This window comes from Dickeya fangzhongdai (assembly GCF_002812485.1).
Taxonomy (GTDB): Bacteria; Pseudomonadota; Gammaproteobacteria; order Enterobacterales; family Enterobacteriaceae; genus Dickeya; species Dickeya fangzhongdai.
The window spans coordinates 1,495,381-1,510,051 of the sequence record NZ_CP025003.1; the positions used below are offsets into that span (position 1 = coordinate 1,495,381).

Annotated in this window: 12 protein-coding genes, 2 tRNA genes and 2 other RNA genes; 10 read left to right on the forward strand and 6 right to left on the reverse strand. The window is 58.4% G+C overall.

From position 1 onward, the window contains the following. The first annotated feature begins 16 nt into the window (after positions 1 to 16). The 9 genes from pal to pnuC all read left to right on the forward strand — a co-directional run bounded on the left by pal (position 17) and on the right by pnuC (position 5,049). The gene (gene pal, locus CVE23_RS06935) at positions 17 to 523 is read left to right on the forward strand and encodes a peptidoglycan-associated lipoprotein Pal (protein WP_013317030.1); all 507 of its coding nucleotides are present in this window, start codon (positions 17 to 19) and stop codon (positions 521 to 523) included. Positions 524 to 532: 9 nt separating this feature from the next. After that, positions 533 to 1,357, forward strand: coding sequence for a cell division protein CpoB (gene cpoB / locus CVE23_RS06940; RefSeq protein WP_038918327.1), 825 nt, complete (start codon positions 533 to 535; stop codon positions 1,355 to 1,357). Between the two features lie 174 nt (positions 1,358 to 1,531). Next, positions 1,532 to 1,607, forward strand: a tRNA-Lys gene (locus tag CVE23_RS06945). Positions 1,608 to 1,642: 35 nt separating this feature from the next. Next, positions 1,643 to 1,718 (forward strand) — tRNA-Lys (locus CVE23_RS06950). Positions 1,719 to 1,763: 45 nt separating this feature from the next. After that, positions 1,764 to 1,888, forward strand: a non-coding RNA gene (locus CVE23_RS06955) — RtT sRNA. A gap of 45 nt (positions 1,889 to 1,933) precedes the next feature. Beyond that, positions 1,934 to 2,058: non-coding RNA, RtT sRNA (locus CVE23_RS06960), on the forward strand. A 275-nt stretch (positions 2,059 to 2,333) separates the two neighbouring features. Further along, positions 2,334 to 3,050 carry a DUF554 domain-containing protein gene (locus CVE23_RS06965; protein WP_033569369.1) on the forward strand — a complete coding sequence of 239 codons (717 nt, stop codon included), beginning with the start codon at positions 2,334 to 2,336 and terminating at the stop codon, positions 3,048 to 3,050. 204 nt (positions 3,051 to 3,254) lie between these two features. After that, positions 3,255 to 4,301, forward strand: coding sequence for a quinolinate synthase NadA (gene nadA, locus CVE23_RS06970; RefSeq protein ID WP_038918328.1), 1,047 nt, complete (start codon positions 3,255 to 3,257; stop codon positions 4,299 to 4,301). 22 nt (positions 4,302 to 4,323) lie between these two features. After that, positions 4,324 to 5,049, forward strand: coding sequence for a nicotinamide riboside transporter PnuC (pnuC, locus tag CVE23_RS06975; RefSeq protein ID WP_100849162.1), 726 nt, complete (start codon positions 4,324 to 4,326; stop codon positions 5,047 to 5,049). 51 nt (positions 5,050 to 5,100) lie between these two features. Here the strand turns inward: pnuC and zitB are convergent, their stop codons facing one another. Continuing rightward, entirely contained in the window at positions 5,101 to 6,036 is a 936-nt protein-coding gene (gene zitB, locus CVE23_RS06980; protein ID WP_100849163.1) for a CDF family zinc transporter ZitB, read from the reverse strand. A gap of 272 nt (positions 6,037 to 6,308) precedes the next feature. Here zitB and aroG point away from each other — a divergent pair, with 272 nt between their 5' ends. Further along, a complete protein-coding gene (aroG, locus tag CVE23_RS06985) occupies positions 6,309 to 7,361 on the forward strand; it encodes a 3-deoxy-7-phosphoheptulonate synthase AroG (protein WP_038918332.1) in 1,053 nt (350 codons plus the stop codon). 76 nt (positions 7,362 to 7,437) lie between these two features. Here the strand turns inward: aroG and gpmA are convergent, their stop codons facing one another. From gpmA to CVE23_RS07010, 5 genes are all read right to left on the reverse strand, one after another. Continuing rightward, positions 7,438 to 8,190 carry a 2,3-diphosphoglycerate-dependent phosphoglycerate mutase gene (gpmA, locus tag CVE23_RS06990; RefSeq protein ID WP_038660762.1) on the reverse strand — a complete coding sequence of 251 codons (753 nt, stop codon included), beginning with the start codon at positions 8,188 to 8,190 and terminating at the stop codon, positions 7,438 to 7,440. Positions 8,191 to 8,332: 142 nt separating this feature from the next. Next, positions 8,333 to 11,470, reverse strand: coding sequence for an efflux RND transporter permease subunit (locus CVE23_RS06995; protein WP_100849164.1), 3,138 nt, complete (start codon positions 11,468 to 11,470; stop codon positions 8,333 to 8,335). Then, entirely contained in the window at positions 11,467 to 12,981 is a 1,515-nt protein-coding gene (locus CVE23_RS07000) for an efflux RND transporter periplasmic adaptor subunit (RefSeq protein ID WP_100849165.1), read from the reverse strand. The genes CVE23_RS06995 and CVE23_RS07000 overlap by 4 nt, the downstream gene beginning before the upstream one ends. Next, complete coding sequence (locus CVE23_RS07005; RefSeq protein WP_038918335.1) at positions 12,978 to 14,237, reverse strand: TolC family protein; 1,260 nt, start codon at positions 14,235 to 14,237, stop codon at positions 12,978 to 12,980. The genes CVE23_RS07000 and CVE23_RS07005 overlap by 4 nt, the downstream gene beginning before the upstream one ends. A 12-nt stretch (positions 14,238 to 14,249) precedes the next feature. Next, positions 14,250 to 14,636: a copper-binding protein gene (locus tag CVE23_RS07010; protein WP_100849166.1), complete on the reverse strand. Its 387-nt coding sequence runs from the start codon at positions 14,634 to 14,636 to the stop codon at positions 14,250 to 14,252. Positions 14,637 to 14,671 lie beyond the last annotated feature (35 nt).

The following is a 14,671-nucleotide window of genomic DNA, read 5'->3' on the forward strand; positions in this document are numbered from 1 at the left end:
TTTAAAGGACATAGAAATGCAATTCAATAAAGTGCTGAAAGGCCTGATGTTGGCTCTGCCGGTGCTGGCTGTTGCCGCATGTAGCTCCAACAAACACGCTAATAACGACCAGTCTTCCCTGAACGGCGGCGCTGGCATGGAAAATGGCGGCAACATGTCTTCTGCTGAGCAGGCTCGTCTGCAGATGCAGGAACTACAGCGCAACAACATCGTTTACTTCGATCTGGACAAATACGACATTCGTCCTGATTTCGCTCAGATGCTGGATGCACACGCTGCTTTCCTGCGCAGCAACCCGTCCTACAAAGTGACTGTTGAAGGTCATGCGGACGAACGCGGTACGCCGGAATACAACATCGCGCTGGGCGAACGTCGTGCCAACGCTGTGCAGATGTACCTGCAGGGTAAAGGCGTGTCTGCCGATCAGATCTCCGTGGTTTCTTACGGTAAAGAGAAACCTGCCGTTCTGGGTCATGACGAAGCAGCATGGTCCAAGAACCGTCGTGCCGTTCTGGTATACTAAGAGAATCGCATGAGCAGTAACTTCAGACATCACGTGTTGAGTCTGTCGTTACTGGTTGGCGTAGCGGCCCCCTGGGCCGCTACTGCCCAGGCGCCAATCAGTAATGTCGGCTCTGGCTCGGTAGAAGATCGAGTCACTCAGCTTGAGCGTATCTCTAACGCTCACAGTCAGTTATTAACCCAACTTCAGCAACAACTCGCCGACACTCAGCGCGATATCGATGGCTTGCGCGGCCAGATCCAGGAAAACCAATATCAGTTGAATCAGGTCGTTGAGCGTCAGAAACAGATCTATCAGCAGATTGACAGCCTGGGTTCTCAAAGCGGCGGCCAGTCTTCTTCTGCCGCGTCATCGGCAGCAGGAGCGGGCAACGCGGCGGCGTCTGCGCCGGCGGCAACCAGTAATACTGGCGCGGCGAATAGCCCCAGCGCTGATTCGGCAGCGGCACCGGCCATGACTGGCGATGCTAACACCGATTACAATACGGCGGCGTCGTTAGTATTGGAAAAAAAGCAGTATGATCAGGCTATCGTGGCGTTTCAAAATTTCGTCAAGAAATACCCTGATTCAACCTACCAGCCGAATGCCAACTACTGGTTAGGGCAATTGTTCTACAATAAGGGTAAAAAAGACGACGCGGCGTATTACTTTGCTAATGTTGTCAAAAGTTACCCTAAATCTCCTAAAGCTTCGGAAGCTATGTTCAAGGTTGGCGTCATCATGCAGGAAAAAGGGCAGACTGATAAAGCCAAGGCAGTCTACCAGCAGGTGGTAAAAAACTACCCGAATACCGATGGCGCCAAGCAAGCTCAGAAGCGTTTAGCCGATTTGTAATTCCCTTTCTGGTGCAAAAATTGCGCGATATGCGTGGTTTTTGCGCCAGAACGTTCAAGGGATAAGCAATTGAATTTTTTTTTCGGAAAATAGGTTGCACAGAAAAATTATATTAGTAATATATGCCGCCGTTGCCAGGGCGATGCTGAATCGCTGAAAGCAGCAAGGTGTTTTGGGTCGTTAGCTCAGTCGGTAGAGCAGTTGACTTTTAATCAATTGGTCGCAGGTTCGAATCCTGCACGACCCACCAAAACAAAAGAATCTCTGTGTAGCATATCCCGTAGCGGGTCGTTAGCTCAGTCGGTAGAGCAGTTGACTTTTAATCAATTGGTCGCAGGTTCGAATCCTGCACGACCCACCATCGCTAAATAAATCACTCCCCCTTTAATTCGCTCACCATTATTTCAATATCGCACAGTCGTGCAGGTGAGAAGCTGCGTTCAGGTTCGAGTCGAGCGAAGCGAGACAACAGCGCATCGCGCTGGCCCGAAGGGCGAGGCCGCAGGCCGAGTCATCCTGCACGACCCACCACCGCTAAATAAATCACTCCTCTTTAATTCGCTCACCATTATTTTAAATATCGCACTGTCGTGCAGGTGAGAAGCTGCGTTCAGGTTCGAGTCGAGCGAAGCGAGACAACAGCGCGTCGCGCTGGCCCGAAGGGCGAGGCCGCAGGCCGAGTCATCCTGCACGACCCACCACCGCTAAATAAATCACTCCTCTTTAATTCGCTCACCATTATTTTAAATATCGCACTGTCGTGCAGGTGAGAAGCTGCGTTCAGGTTCGAGTCGAGCGAAGCGAGACAACAGCGCATCATCTCCTCATGTGGGTTTTGTTATATCTCTTTTTGCTTTAGACCGGTTTAATCACGCCATCGCATTTGGCGTATAGTAAGGGCTTCTTTTTTGACTGATGGCGATATTCCTTCGCAATCTGACAGGCCGAAGGGTGAGCCTTAAGAGATATATTGATGATGATTGGTCCGGTTATCAATGGCGCAGCCATTCTGATTGGCGGCGCATTGGGCGTGGCGTTGCACCGTTTTATTCCCCAGCGTATGCGTGATGGTTTACCACCGGCGTTTGCGATGGTGTCGATCGCAATGGGGATAACGCTGGTGGTAAAAGTTCACCAGCTTCCTGCGGTTGCGCTGGCGATTATTTTGGGGGTAGGGATCGGCGAGTTGCTGCGCCTTGAAGCCGGCGTTCAGAAAGGGGCGATACTGATTGAACGCTTGCTGAGTCGGGTTGTGCCGCCGCCGGAACACAAATTACCGCAGGATGTGTATACCCAGAACTTTACCGCGCTGATTGTGTTGTTCTGCGCCAGCGGCACCGGTGTGGTTGGCGCGATGACCGAAGGGCTAACCGGCGACTATCAGCTGCTAATCATCAAGTCGGCGCTCGACATTTTCACGGCGCTGATTTTTGCCATTACGTTGGGCGTTGCGGTGATGTCGATTGCCGTTCCGCAATTTCTGGTGCAGACGCTGTTGTTTTTCTCCGCCAGACTCATCATGCCGTTCATGAATGACATCACCATGGGGGATTTTGCAGCTTGCGGCGGCATTGTGATGATGGCTGTCGGGTTGCGTATCGCCCAGATTAAAACCTTCGCAGTGGTTAACTTCCTGCCGGCGTTAGTGCTGATTATTCCTTTCTCCCTTTACTGGCATCGCCTGTTTCCCTGACTGTCTCGCGGGCGGCCTATTCAGGTCGCCTGGTATCCAGCGGTATCGTGTTTTTAATAAATTAAACACATTTGGCATTTCTGAAATTTCTAACTAAAGAAAAAGCAGATTTTATGACAATATTGCGATATTTTGTTTAGTGTATAAAACAAAAGTCCCGGTAATGACATTGTCTTCACGCCTGCAACCGCACGGAATCCCATGATGAGCCAGTTTCCTGAACCACCTGTTATCGATTACCCTTTTCCCGCAAAGCCCAGGCGGCTATCAGAAGGGGAAAAGCAACAGTTCCGTCACCGTATTAAAAGCCTGCTGAAAGAGCGTAATGCGGTGCTGGTGGCGCATTATTACACCGACCCGGAGATTCAGTCGCTTGCCGAAGAGACCGGTGGCTGTGTGGCGGACTCGCTGGAAATGGCGCGTTTTGGCCGCACCCATTCCGCCAGTACGCTGATCGTCGCCGGCGTCCGGTTTATGGGGGAAACGGCAAAGATATTGAGCCCGGAAAAAACCGTGCTGATGCCGACGCTGGAAGCGGAATGCTCGCTGGATTTGGGCTGCCCGGTGGAAGCGTTCAGCGCTTTTTGCGACAGCCACCCGGATCGCACCGTGGTGGTGTACGCCAACACGTCGGCAGCGGTTAAAGCGCGGGCTGACTGGGTGGTGACGTCCAGCATCGCGGTGGAGCTGATCGAACATCTGGATAGTCTGGGGGAGAAGATTATCTGGGCGCCGGATCGACACCTCGGGCATTACGTGCAAAAACAGACCGGCGCCGACGTGCTGTGCTGGCAGGGGGCTTGCATTGTGCATGACGAATTCAAGACCCAGGCGCTGAAACGAATGAAAGCGCTGTATCCGCAGGCGGCGGTGCTGGTTCACCCTGAGTCGCCTCAAAGCATCGTGGCGATGGCGGATGCGGTGGGGTCGACCAGCCAGTTGATTCAGGCGGCGCAGCAGCTACCGCACCGGGAACTGATTGTGGCGACCGATCGCGGTATATTCTACAAGATGCAGCAAGCCTGCCCGGATAAAGTGTTGCTGGAGGCGCCTACCGCGGGGGAAGGGGCGACCTGCCGTAGTTGCGCGCACTGCCCGTGGATGGCGATGAACGGGCTGCAGGCGATTGCCTCGGCGCTGGAGCAGCAGGATACGCTCTATCATGCCATTGAAGTGGATGCCGATGTTCGTGAGCGTGCGCTGGTGCCGCTCAATCGGATGCTGGATTTCGCAGCTAAACTCAGATCATAGTTAATGTCATTCAGGAGCAGAAATGGATTTTTTTAGTACCAGCAATATTCTGGTTCACATCCCGTTAGGGGACAACGGGTATGACCTATCCTGGGTCGAGGCGTTGGGGACGTTATCGGGGCTGGTGTGCATTTGGCTGGCCAGTCTGGAAAAAACCGCCAATTACCTATTTGGCCTGGTCAATGTGTCGCTGTTTGCGCTGATATTTTTCCAGATACAGCTGTATGCCAGCCTGCTGCTACAGATTTTCTTTATTGCGGCCAATGTGTATGGCTGGTACGCCTGGAGCCGCACCACCGACGAGCAGGAGGCGGAATTGCGGGTCCGCTGGCTATCGCGCCGGCAAACGCTGTGGTGGGGCGCTGGTTGCGTAATTGCCATTGTGTTGATGTCGCGCTATATCGATCCGTTCTTTGCTCTGCTGACCTGGATTGCGGTGATGTTGATGCAGGCGGTCGGTTTGGATGTGACGATGCCGACATTGCAGCCGGACGCTTTCCCATTCTGGGATTCGGCCATGACGGTGCTGTCGGTGGCGGCGATGCTGCTGATGACCCGTAAATATGTGGAGAACTGGCTGCTGTGGGTGGTGATCGACGTCATCAGCGTGGTGATTTTCGCTTATCAGGGCGTCTATGCCATGTCGTTGCAGTATATGGTGCTGACGCTGATCGCTCTTAACGGCTCCTGGCTGTGGATCAAAGGCGCCCGGGATAATCACTCCCGGCCGCTGGCGCGAGCGCTATAAGAACGTCGGTTCGCGTTGTCCTGACGAACGGGACGGCGCGAACCTGCGTGATTAATGCGAATGGCTGTGCGGCTGGCCGCCAGCCTGATACTGGATATCGCAGTGGTCGTCGTCGCACGGCTGATACTCAATCTGGATCGTGGTGTGGGCAACTTGATAATGATCCAGCAGATAGTGTTGGATTCGCTGTAACAACGCATCGTGGTCGTGTGGCGGAATAACCTGAACATGCAGCGTCATCAACGGCTTTTCGCCTACCTGCCATAAGTGGACATGGTGTACGTCGCGGATTTCCGGGATGTCCGCCGTCAGCTTGATTTTCAGTTGGTCGACATTGATGCGGGTCGGCGTGCCCTCCAGCAATTCATGCACGCTCTCTTTCATCAGCCGCCAGGCGCTGCGTAGCACCAGTACCGATACCAGTACCGACAGGATCGGGTCAATCGGGGTCCAGCCGGTAAACATGATGATCAGCGCGGCGCCGATAGCGCCTACAGAGCCCAGCAGGTCGCCCATGACATGCAACGCCGCCGCCCGCACGTTGATATTCTTTTCACCGCTGCCGCGATGTAACAGCCACAACGCCACCAGATTGGCAATCAGGCCGCCGACGGCAATCAACAACATCGGCGTGCTGGCGATCGGCTGTGGGGCATAGAACCGCTGGATGGCCTCCCAGACGATGAACCCGGTAATCGCCAGCAGAGCTATGGCGTTGACGAACGCGGCCAGGGTAGTCAGGCGCAAATAGCCGAATGTGTGCCGGACCGTCGGTTTGCGCTGGGCGAAACGGACGGCCAGCAACGCCACCAGTAAAGCGACTGCGTCGGTCAGCATGTGGCCGGCATCCGCCAGCAACGCCAGCGATCCGGACAGCAGTCCGCCGACCACTTCGGCGATCATAAAGGTGGCGGTAATGACGAAGGCCAGTTTCAGGCGTTTCATGCTGTCATGTTCGGCCTGGTTGGCCGGGTGTGAATGAGCCATGGCATATCCTATATCAGGTTGATTAATCCGGCATAACGCCGTCCTGTCCGGCCGAAGGACCACCAGTTGATGCCTGTGGTCAGCATGACCGAACCGCTCCCAGAGCCGATGACTGCAACAGTGAAAACATGTGGGTATTATTGCGCCATTTTTTAGCCGCTTGACTTATAATAGCCAGCCTGCAATATGAACGACGACGTTTTTATTTTTTCGTTTTTTACTCCGGGCAGACAGGGGATGAACGTCTGTTGCTGCGGAGACATGGACCCATTATGAATTACCAGAATGACGATTTGAGAATTAAAGAAATTAAAGAGTTGCTCCCCCCCGTTGCGCTGCTGGAAAAATTTCCGGCCACCGAACGCGCAGCACAGACAGTATTTAATGCCCGCAGCGCCATTCACAAGATCCTGAAAGGCAATGACGACCGCCTGCTGGTGGTGATTGGGCCGTGTTCCATCCATGACCCGAAAGCGGCCAAAGAGTACGCCGCGCGGTTGCTGAAACTGCGTGACGAACTGCGCGATGATCTGGAAGTGGTGATGCGCGTCTATTTTGAAAAACCGCGTACCACCGTGGGCTGGAAAGGGCTGATCAACGATCCGCACATGGATAACAGCTTCCAGATTAACGACGGTCTGCGCATTGCGCGTCAGCTGTTGCTGGAAATCAACGATACCGGTTTGCCGGCGGCAGGTGAGTTCCTGGATATGATCTCGCCGCAATACGTGGCGGATTTGATGAGCTGGGGCGCTATCGGCGCACGCACCACCGAATCTCAGGTGCATCGCGAACTGGCGTCCGGTCTGTCCTGTCCGGTCGGTTTCAAGAACGGCACCGACGGCACCATCAAGGTAGCGATTGACGCCATCAATGCCGCCCGCGCGCCGCACTGCTTCCTGTCGGTGACCAAGTGGGGCCATTCGGCGATCGTCAACACCAGCGGCAACCACGACTGCCATATCATTCTGCGCGGCGGCAAAGAGCCGAACTACAGCGCGGAACATGTGCAGGCGGTGAAAGCCGGTCTGGAAAAAGCCGGTCTGCCGACGCAGGTGATGATCGACTTCAGCCACGCCAACAGCTGCAAGCAGTTCAAAAAGCAGATGGACGTATGTGAAGACGTGTGCCGTCAGCTCAGCGGCGGCGAGCGAGCGATCATGGGCGTGATGGTGGAAAGCCATCTGGTGGAAGGCAACCAGAATCTGGAGAGCGGCGAACCGCTGGTATACGGCAAGAGCGTCACCGATGCCTGCATCGGTTGGGATGATACCGACAGCCTGCTGCGTCAGCTGGCGGCGGCGGTACGTCAGCGTCGCGGCTGATGCCTGACCCGTTCACCCATAAAAAAACCCGGTCTGGACCGGGTTTTTTCTTTTTACACTGGGTGTATAAAACGAATTACTTCGCTTTACCCTGGTTGGCTACCGCCGCTGCCTTGGCAGCGATCTCGTCGGCGTTGCCCAGATAGTAACGTTTGATCGGTTTGAAGTTTTCGTCGAATTCGTAGACCAGCGGAACCGCAGTCGGGATATTCAGTTCCAGAATCTCTTCTTCGCTCATGTTATCCAGGTATTTCACCAGCGCGCGCAGCGAGTTGCCGTGAGCGGCGATGATTACGCGCTCGCCTTTTTTCAGGCGCGGCAGAATGCTTTCGTTCCAGTACGGCACTACGCGTTCGATGGTCAGCGCCAGACTTTCGGTCAGCGGCAGCTCTTTGTCGCTCAGCGACGCGTAGCGCGGATCATGGCCCGGGAAACGCTCGTCGTCACGGGTCAGTTCCGGCGGGGTGACCGCGAAGCCGCGACGCCACAGTTTCACCTGGTCGTCACCGTATTTTTCGGCGGTTTCCGCTTTGTTCAGACCCTGCAGCGCACCGTAGTGACGCTCGTTCAGTTTCCAGCATTTTTCCACCGGCAGCCAGGCCTGATCCAGCTCGTCCAGCACGTTCCACAGGGTGTGAATGGCACGTTTCAGCACTGAGGTGTAGGCAAAATCAAAGCTGAAACCTTCTTCTTTCAGCAATTTACCTGCCTGTTTGGCTTCGTTGACGCCTTTTTCGGACAGTTCAACGTCCATCCAGCCGGTGAAGCGGTTTTCGTTGTTCCACTGGCTCTCACCATGTCGCACCAGTACCAGCTTAGTTACAGCCATGCTTAACTCCTTCATATACTAAGATTTCTATGATAACTGCTCTCATTATAGGGCCGGAGAGCGGTTATCGGCAATCGCTAGTCGTCGGGCCGCCTGATTTATATGCCGTCATAATGGCGACAAAACAGGCGGCTTTATCGTTTCAGCTTGTGTGTTTCTCCACCGTATTGCGATGGAGCAACAAAAACAGCGCCGGAATCACCAGCATCGACAGCAGCGGCGCGCTGACCATGCCGCCGACCATTGGTGCCGCGATGCGCTGCATGATTTCCGAACCCGTGCCGCCGCCCCACATGATCGGCAACAACCCGGCCATGATGGTGGCGACGGTCATCATTTTCGGACGCACGCGCAACACCGCGCCTTCGCGAATGGCGGCCGTCAACTGATCGTCGGTCAACGGTTGTCCCGGCTGGCGATGTTTTTCCACCGCGTGATTCAGGTACAGCAACATGATCACGCCAAACTCCGCCGCTACCCCGGCCAGCGCGATGAACCCCACCGCACCGGCGACAGATAAATTATAGCCGAGCAGATACAACAGCCAGACGCCGCCGATCAGCGCAAACGGTAGTGTACCCATAATCAGCAGCGCGTCTTTGATCTGGCCGAAAGTCACGTACAGCAGGATGAAAATAATCAGCAGGGTGAAGGGCACCACCAGCTTCATGGTTTCCGTGGCCCGCTCCAGGTACTCAAACTGGCCGGACCAACTCACCGATACCCCCTGCGGCAGCGTGACCTGCTGCGCCACCTGACGCTGCATATCTTCCACGGCGGATTTCAGGTCGCGCCCGCGCAGGTCGACATAAATCCAGTCGGACAGGCGGCCGTTTTCGCTTTTTAGCATCGGCGGCCCTTCGCTGACGCGCACGTCGGCCAGATCGGACAGCGTCAGGCGCGCGCCGCCTTGCGTCACCACCGGCAGATTTTTCACCGCGTCTACCGAGTCGCGGATTTCCCGCGGGTAACGCACGTTGATCGGGTAACGCTGGCGGCCCTCCAGCGTTTCGCCGATGTTTTCCCCGCCGATCAGGGTAGCGACCATCGACTGCAATTCCTGCACCGACACGCCATAGCGGGCGGCCCGCACCCGGTCGATGTCGATATCGATGTAGCGCCCGCCCGCCAGCCGTTCCGCCAGCGCCGACGTCACGCCGGGCACTCGCTTCACCACTTGCTCGATCTGCGCCGCCACCTGTTCGATGTCATGCAGGTTGTCGCCGTTGACCTTGATGCCGACCGGGCTTTTGATGCCGGTCGCCAGCATGTCGAGCCGGTTGCGAATCGGCGGCACCCACACGTTGGCGATGCCGGGAATACTGACGGTCTGGTCTAACTCGGCGATCAGTTTGTCCATCGTCATGCCCGGTCGCCATTGTTCCCGTGGTTTCAGGCGGATGGTGGTTTCCAGCATGGTCAGCGGCGCCGGATCGGTGGCGCTGTCGGCGCGGCCGGCTTTGCCGAATACGCTATCCACCTCCGGCACGGTTTTGATCAACCGGTCGGTCTGTTGCAACAGCCGTGCGGCTTCGCGCGGCGAAATGCCGGGTAGCGTGGACGGCATATACAGCAGGTCGCCTTCGTCCAGCGGCGGCATGAATTCGCTGCCGAGGCGGGCAAGCGGGAACAGCGTCAGCGCCAGCAGCGCCAGTGAAACGACCAGCGTGGTTTTGGGAAACCGCAGCACCTGCCGTAACACCGGCTGGTACAGGGCGATCAGCCAGCGGTTGAGGGGATTGGTCTGCTCGTCGGGAATCCGGCCGCGCACGAAATAGCCCATCAGCACCGGCACCAGCGTGATCCCCAGACCGGCGGACACCGCCATCGCGTAGGTTTTGGTGAACGCCAGCGGCGAGAACATGCGGCCTTCCTGCGCTTCCAGCGAGAACACCGGGATAAACGACAGCGTGATGATCAGCAGGCTGCAAAACAGCGCTGGCCCCACTTCCGTCGCCGCCTGGGTGGCGAGCCGCCACCAGGTGGCATTATCCGGTTCATGGTCCGGGTGCTGATGCCGCCACTGTTCCACCACCTTGTGCATGTTCTCGATCATCACAATGGCCGCGTCCACCATGGCGCCGATGGCGATGGCTATCCCGCCCAGCGACATGATGTTGGCGTTGATCCCCTGATAGCGCATGATGATAAACGCGCCCAGAATCCCCAGCGGCAGGCTGATGATCGCCACCAGCGAGGAGCGGAAGTGAAACAGGAACAGCGAGCACACCAGCGCCACCACCACAAACTCTTCCAGCAGTTTGTGGCTGAGGGTAGTGATGGCGCGTTCGATCAGCGGCGAGCGATCGTAGGTAGTGACGATTTCCACCCCGGCGGGCAGGCTTTGGCGGACCTGTTGCAGGCGGGCATGCACCGCCCGCAGCGTTTCCAGCGCATTTTTGCCGGAGCGCATCACGATAACGCCGCCCGCCACTTCGCCTTCGCCGTTTAGCTCGGCGATGCCGCGGCGCATTTCCGGGCCTTGTCGTAAGGTGGCGACATCCTGCAACAGCACCGGAATGCCGTCGCGCCGACCCACCGCCACGTTGAGAAAGTCTTCCGTTTTCAGCAGATAGCCGGAAGTTCGTACCATGTACTCGGCTTCCCCCAGTTCGATAACCGAACCGCCGCTTTCCTGATTGGCGGCCCGCAGCGCGTCGATCACCTGCTGATGCGTCACGTTGAGCGCGCGCAGCCGTTCCGGATTCAGCACCACCTGATATTGCCGCACCATGCCGCCGATGCTGGCGACTTCCGCCACGTTGGGCACGGTTTTCAGTTCATATTTCAACAGCCAGTCCTGAATGGCGCGTAAATCCGCCAGACTGTGTTGACCGGTACGGTCGACCAGCGCGTATTCGTAGATCCAGCCCACTCCGGTGGCGTCCGGCCCCAGCGAGGCTTTGGCATCGGCGGGCAGGGTGGATTGCACCTGACTCAGGTATTCCAGCACGCGGGAGCGCGCCCAGTAAGGGTCGGTGCCATCCTCAAACAGCACATAGACGTAGGCGTCGCCAAACATGGAAAAACCGCGTACGGTCTTCGCGCCGGGCACCGACAGCATGGTGGTGGTCAACGGATAGGTGACCTGATTTTCTACCACCTGCGGCGCCTTGCCGGGATAGCTGACGCGGATAATGACCTGTACGTCGGAGAGGTCCGGCAGCGCATCCAGCGGCGTTTTCTGCAGCGAAATCACCCCCCAGCCGGCCATCAGCAGCGTGGCGATCAGCACCAGAAAACGGTTTTTGATCGACCAGCGAATCACCGCAGCAATCATAGGTGACCTCCGTGAGCCGCCGCGGCGACAGGCTGGATAGCCAGCAGCCGCGCGCCGTTGTCATCCAGCCGGAACCGAAATGTCACCGTCATGCCGGGCTGGAGCGTCGCTGGCAGCGCGTCGCCGTCGAAGGTGAAATCCATGGTCATCGGCGGCCAGTCCAGCGCCGGCACCGCGTCGTGGGCGAGGGTCACCTGCTTGCCGTTGATGGCCTTGATGACTCCTCTGGTCTGGTAGTCGCCGACGGGGGCGGGCGTGGCGGCCGGGCTCTGGTTCTGCGGTGCGTCGCTGAACGAGGTCAACGCGCTGCGCAGGCTGGCTTCGGAGTCGATCAGGAACTGACCGGAGATCACCACACTATCGCCCTCGTTAAGACCCGAGCGGATTTCCGCCCAGCCGTCCTGAATGACGCCGACGTCAACCGGGCGCGGCGTGAAATAGCCCTGACCGTCGTTCAGCAATACCCGGTTCTGCCGGCTGCTGACCAACAGCGCCTGTTGAGGAACCATCAGCGCCTGACGGGCGACGCCGGCGGCAAGCTTCACCGTCAGGTACATGCCGGGTTTGAGGCGCTGTTGCCGGTTGTCCAGTACTACGCGGGCTTTCAGCGTGCGGGTGGCGCTGTCGAGTTGCGGCAGCAGTTCGGCAACGCGCCCGCGAAAGGTGTCGCCCGGCCAGCTATCGCTAACGGCGAGCATCTCATCGCCGATATGCAACGCCGCCGCCTGTGCCGCCGGATACTCCACCTCAACCCACACCGGGTCGAGACTGGCCAGCTCAAACAGCGGTTGCGCAGGCGTCAACTGGGCGCCGGTACGGACATCCAGCCGGTTGATGTAGCCGTTCTCCGGTGCGGTGATGGTTAGCCGGGGTTGCGGTTTGCCGCTGCGTTCCACCTGACGGATCACGCTTTCCGGCATGAACATCAGCGCCAGTTTTTGTCGTGCGGCCTGACTTAGCTCCGCGTCCCCCAACTGGCGTACCGCCAGATACTCCTGCTGGGCTGCCGCCCAGGTTGGGTTCCACAGTACCGCCAGCATCTGGCCTTTTTGCACCGGCTGTTGTACCGCGTTGACGCCGAGTTGCTCCACCACGCCGCCGCTGGGGGCGACCAGCGTGCGCAGGGTGCGCTCATTGAGCGCCACGGTACCGTAACCGGTAGCGTGCGGTTGCAGTTCGCGGCGTTCGGCTTTGGCGGTGCGCACGCCGAGATTCTGTTGCTGGCGCGGACTGACCGTCACGCCGCCGTTATCCTGCACCTCATCGGCGTAGCGCGGCGTCAGCGGCATATCCATAAACGGCGATTTGCCGGGTTGATCGAAGCGCTTGTCCGGCACCATCGGGTCATACCAATAGAGGACCTTACGCCCGCCGTTGGCGTCGGGCGTCGCGGCGGCGGCATGCGTCGTCGTGCCGGTGGCGCGGCTGCCGCTGTAATAACTAACTGAGTAACCAACTGCTGCGGCCGCCAGCGCCACGGCAATCAGACTGACAGTAAAAGTTCGGTTCATTTTGCGGCGGTTCCTTGTGGCGTCAGGTAGCGGAGGGCGGCCCACAGCGTCGCCATGTCACGGGCGGCGTTCTGCGCGGCGATGCGGCTGTCCAGCAGCGCGCGACGGGCTTCCAGCACGCCGGCCAAATCGCTGCCGCCGCTCTGATACTGGCTTTGCAGCAGCCGGATGCGCTGTTGCTGCAACGGCAACACCTCGTCGTTCTGGCGACGCCAGCGTGACTGCGCCGCCTGATACTGCGCCAGCAGGGTGTCGAGTTGCACCCGGTGCTCCCGCTGGGCGAGCGCGACCCGATCGCGGGCTTCCATGCTGCGCGCCACATCGGCGGCGTGATCCTTGTCCTGCCGCCTGGACTGGAACAACGGCAGGTCCATGCTGATTTCGAAGCCCGCCATATCATCGAAGCTATTACCGCGGCGGCCGTAGTAGACCTCGACGCCGACATCCGGGATCGCCGCTACCGCTGACTGGGCGGCTCGTGCCTGCGCCAGCCGGGTTTCCTGCTCGGCCTCGGCGATTTCCGGATGCTGGGCGATGGCGGCGTACAGCACCGCCGGGTCGGCGGGCAGACGTTCGAAACGGGGCAGCGGCCCCTGCGTGGCGACATCGGCGACGCCGGTCAGCCGGGTCAGCCGCGCTTGCGCGATGGCCGCATCACGGGTGGCGTCCGCCAGCCGATCCTGCATGGCGGAGAACGTCAGCCGGGCGTCCAGCACCCGGGTCGACTCGCCGCCGGCCGCCACGCCGGCTTTCTGAACGGCAATCTGTCGCTGGCTTTCCTGCACCAGCGCGTTGACTTCCTGCAGTATCTGGCGGGAAAGCGCCAGTTCCAGCCAGGCCTGGGCGGTATCGCGTTGCAACTGGGCGCGCAGGGCTTCGCTGTTGCCGCGTACCGTGTCGGCTTCCGCCTGAATGGTTTGCGCCTTACGTTCGCGCTTGGTGGCGCTGACATACGTCTGCATGATGCCGATGCGTTGCATGGTCATGCCTTCGCGCGTCAGGCGCCGGGTGTTGTTGCCGCCGAGCGGTACGTTTTCGATGCCGTATTTCAGTTGAGGGTCCGGTAGTTGTGTGGCGGAATCGGCCATGTTTTGCAGCGCGTTCATCCGGTGCTGGTTGGCTGACAGGTCGGCGGAGTACTGCTCCGCCGCCTGTAGCGCGCCATCCAGATCCAGTGCTGCCGCGAATGACGCGGCAGGCAGCCACAACAACATCGCCAGCCACGCGCGTGAAGCGCGGAACTTGCGTATGTGCATGGTGGTCTCCGGTTAGTTTTGCTGCGGTTTGATATCCGTCAGGGTGTAGCCGTCCGCGCTTTGCACGAAGCTGAAGCTGACCGCGCTGCCCTGGGGCAGCGGCGTCCAGTGATTGTTCGCGGGCAGACGGAAGTTCATGGTCATGGCCGGCCAGCGAAGCGCGGGGACGGCGGCGTGCGCCAGGGTAACGCCGCTGGCGTTCCATTGTTTGACTGTGCCGGTGGTGCGGTAAACCGGGGCGGCGTCGGCGGTCATGGACGACATGTCGTGATTCATCCCGCCTGGCATGGTATGGGACATGTTGCCCATCTCGCCGGTCATGGTGTGAGTCTGATTTTGTTCAGCCAGCAATGGGGCGGAAAACAGCAGGGTGGCGATAGCCACGGAAAGCATACGCATGATAATAGCTCCATAAATACGATAAATAACAAGTT

What these genes read in the sequence shown, in the direction of transcription:
- CVE23_RS07010 (WP_100849166.1), bottom strand. Translation starts at nt 14,636, where the DNA reads ATGCGTATGCTTTCCGTGGCTATCGCCACCCTGCTGTTTTCCGCCCCA.
- CVE23_RS07000 (WP_100849165.1), bottom strand. Translation starts at nt 12,981, where the DNA reads ATGAACCGAACTTTTACTGTCAGTCTGATTGCCGTGGCGCTGGCGGCC.
- pnuC (WP_100849162.1), top strand. Translation starts at nt 4,324, where the DNA reads ATGGATTTTTTTAGTACCAGCAATATTCTGGTTCACATCCCGTTAGGG.
- gpmA (WP_038660762.1), bottom strand. Translation starts at nt 8,190, where the DNA reads ATGGCTGTAACTAAGCTGGTACTGGTGCGACATGGTGAGAGCCAGTGG.
- CVE23_RS06965 (WP_033569369.1), top strand. Translation starts at nt 2,334, where the DNA reads ATGATTGGTCCGGTTATCAATGGCGCAGCCATTCTGATTGGCGGCGCA.
- zitB (WP_100849163.1), bottom strand. Translation starts at nt 6,036, where the DNA reads ATGGCTCATTCACACCCGGCCAACCAGGCCGAACATGACAGCATGAAA.
- aroG (WP_038918332.1), top strand. Translation starts at nt 6,309, where the DNA reads ATGAATTACCAGAATGACGATTTGAGAATTAAAGAAATTAAAGAGTTG.
- CVE23_RS06995 (WP_100849164.1), bottom strand. Translation starts at nt 11,470, where the DNA reads ATGATTGCTGCGGTGATTCGCTGGTCGATCAAAAACCGTTTTCTGGTG.
- nadA (WP_038918328.1), top strand. Translation starts at nt 3,255, where the DNA reads ATGAGCCAGTTTCCTGAACCACCTGTTATCGATTACCCTTTTCCCGCA.
- cpoB (WP_038918327.1), top strand. Translation starts at nt 533, where the DNA reads ATGAGCAGTAACTTCAGACATCACGTGTTGAGTCTGTCGTTACTGGTT.
- CVE23_RS07005 (WP_038918335.1), bottom strand. Translation starts at nt 14,237, where the DNA reads ATGCACATACGCAAGTTCCGCGCTTCACGCGCGTGGCTGGCGATGTTG.
- pal (WP_013317030.1), top strand. Translation starts at nt 17, where the DNA reads ATGCAATTCAATAAAGTGCTGAAAGGCCTGATGTTGGCTCTGCCGGTG.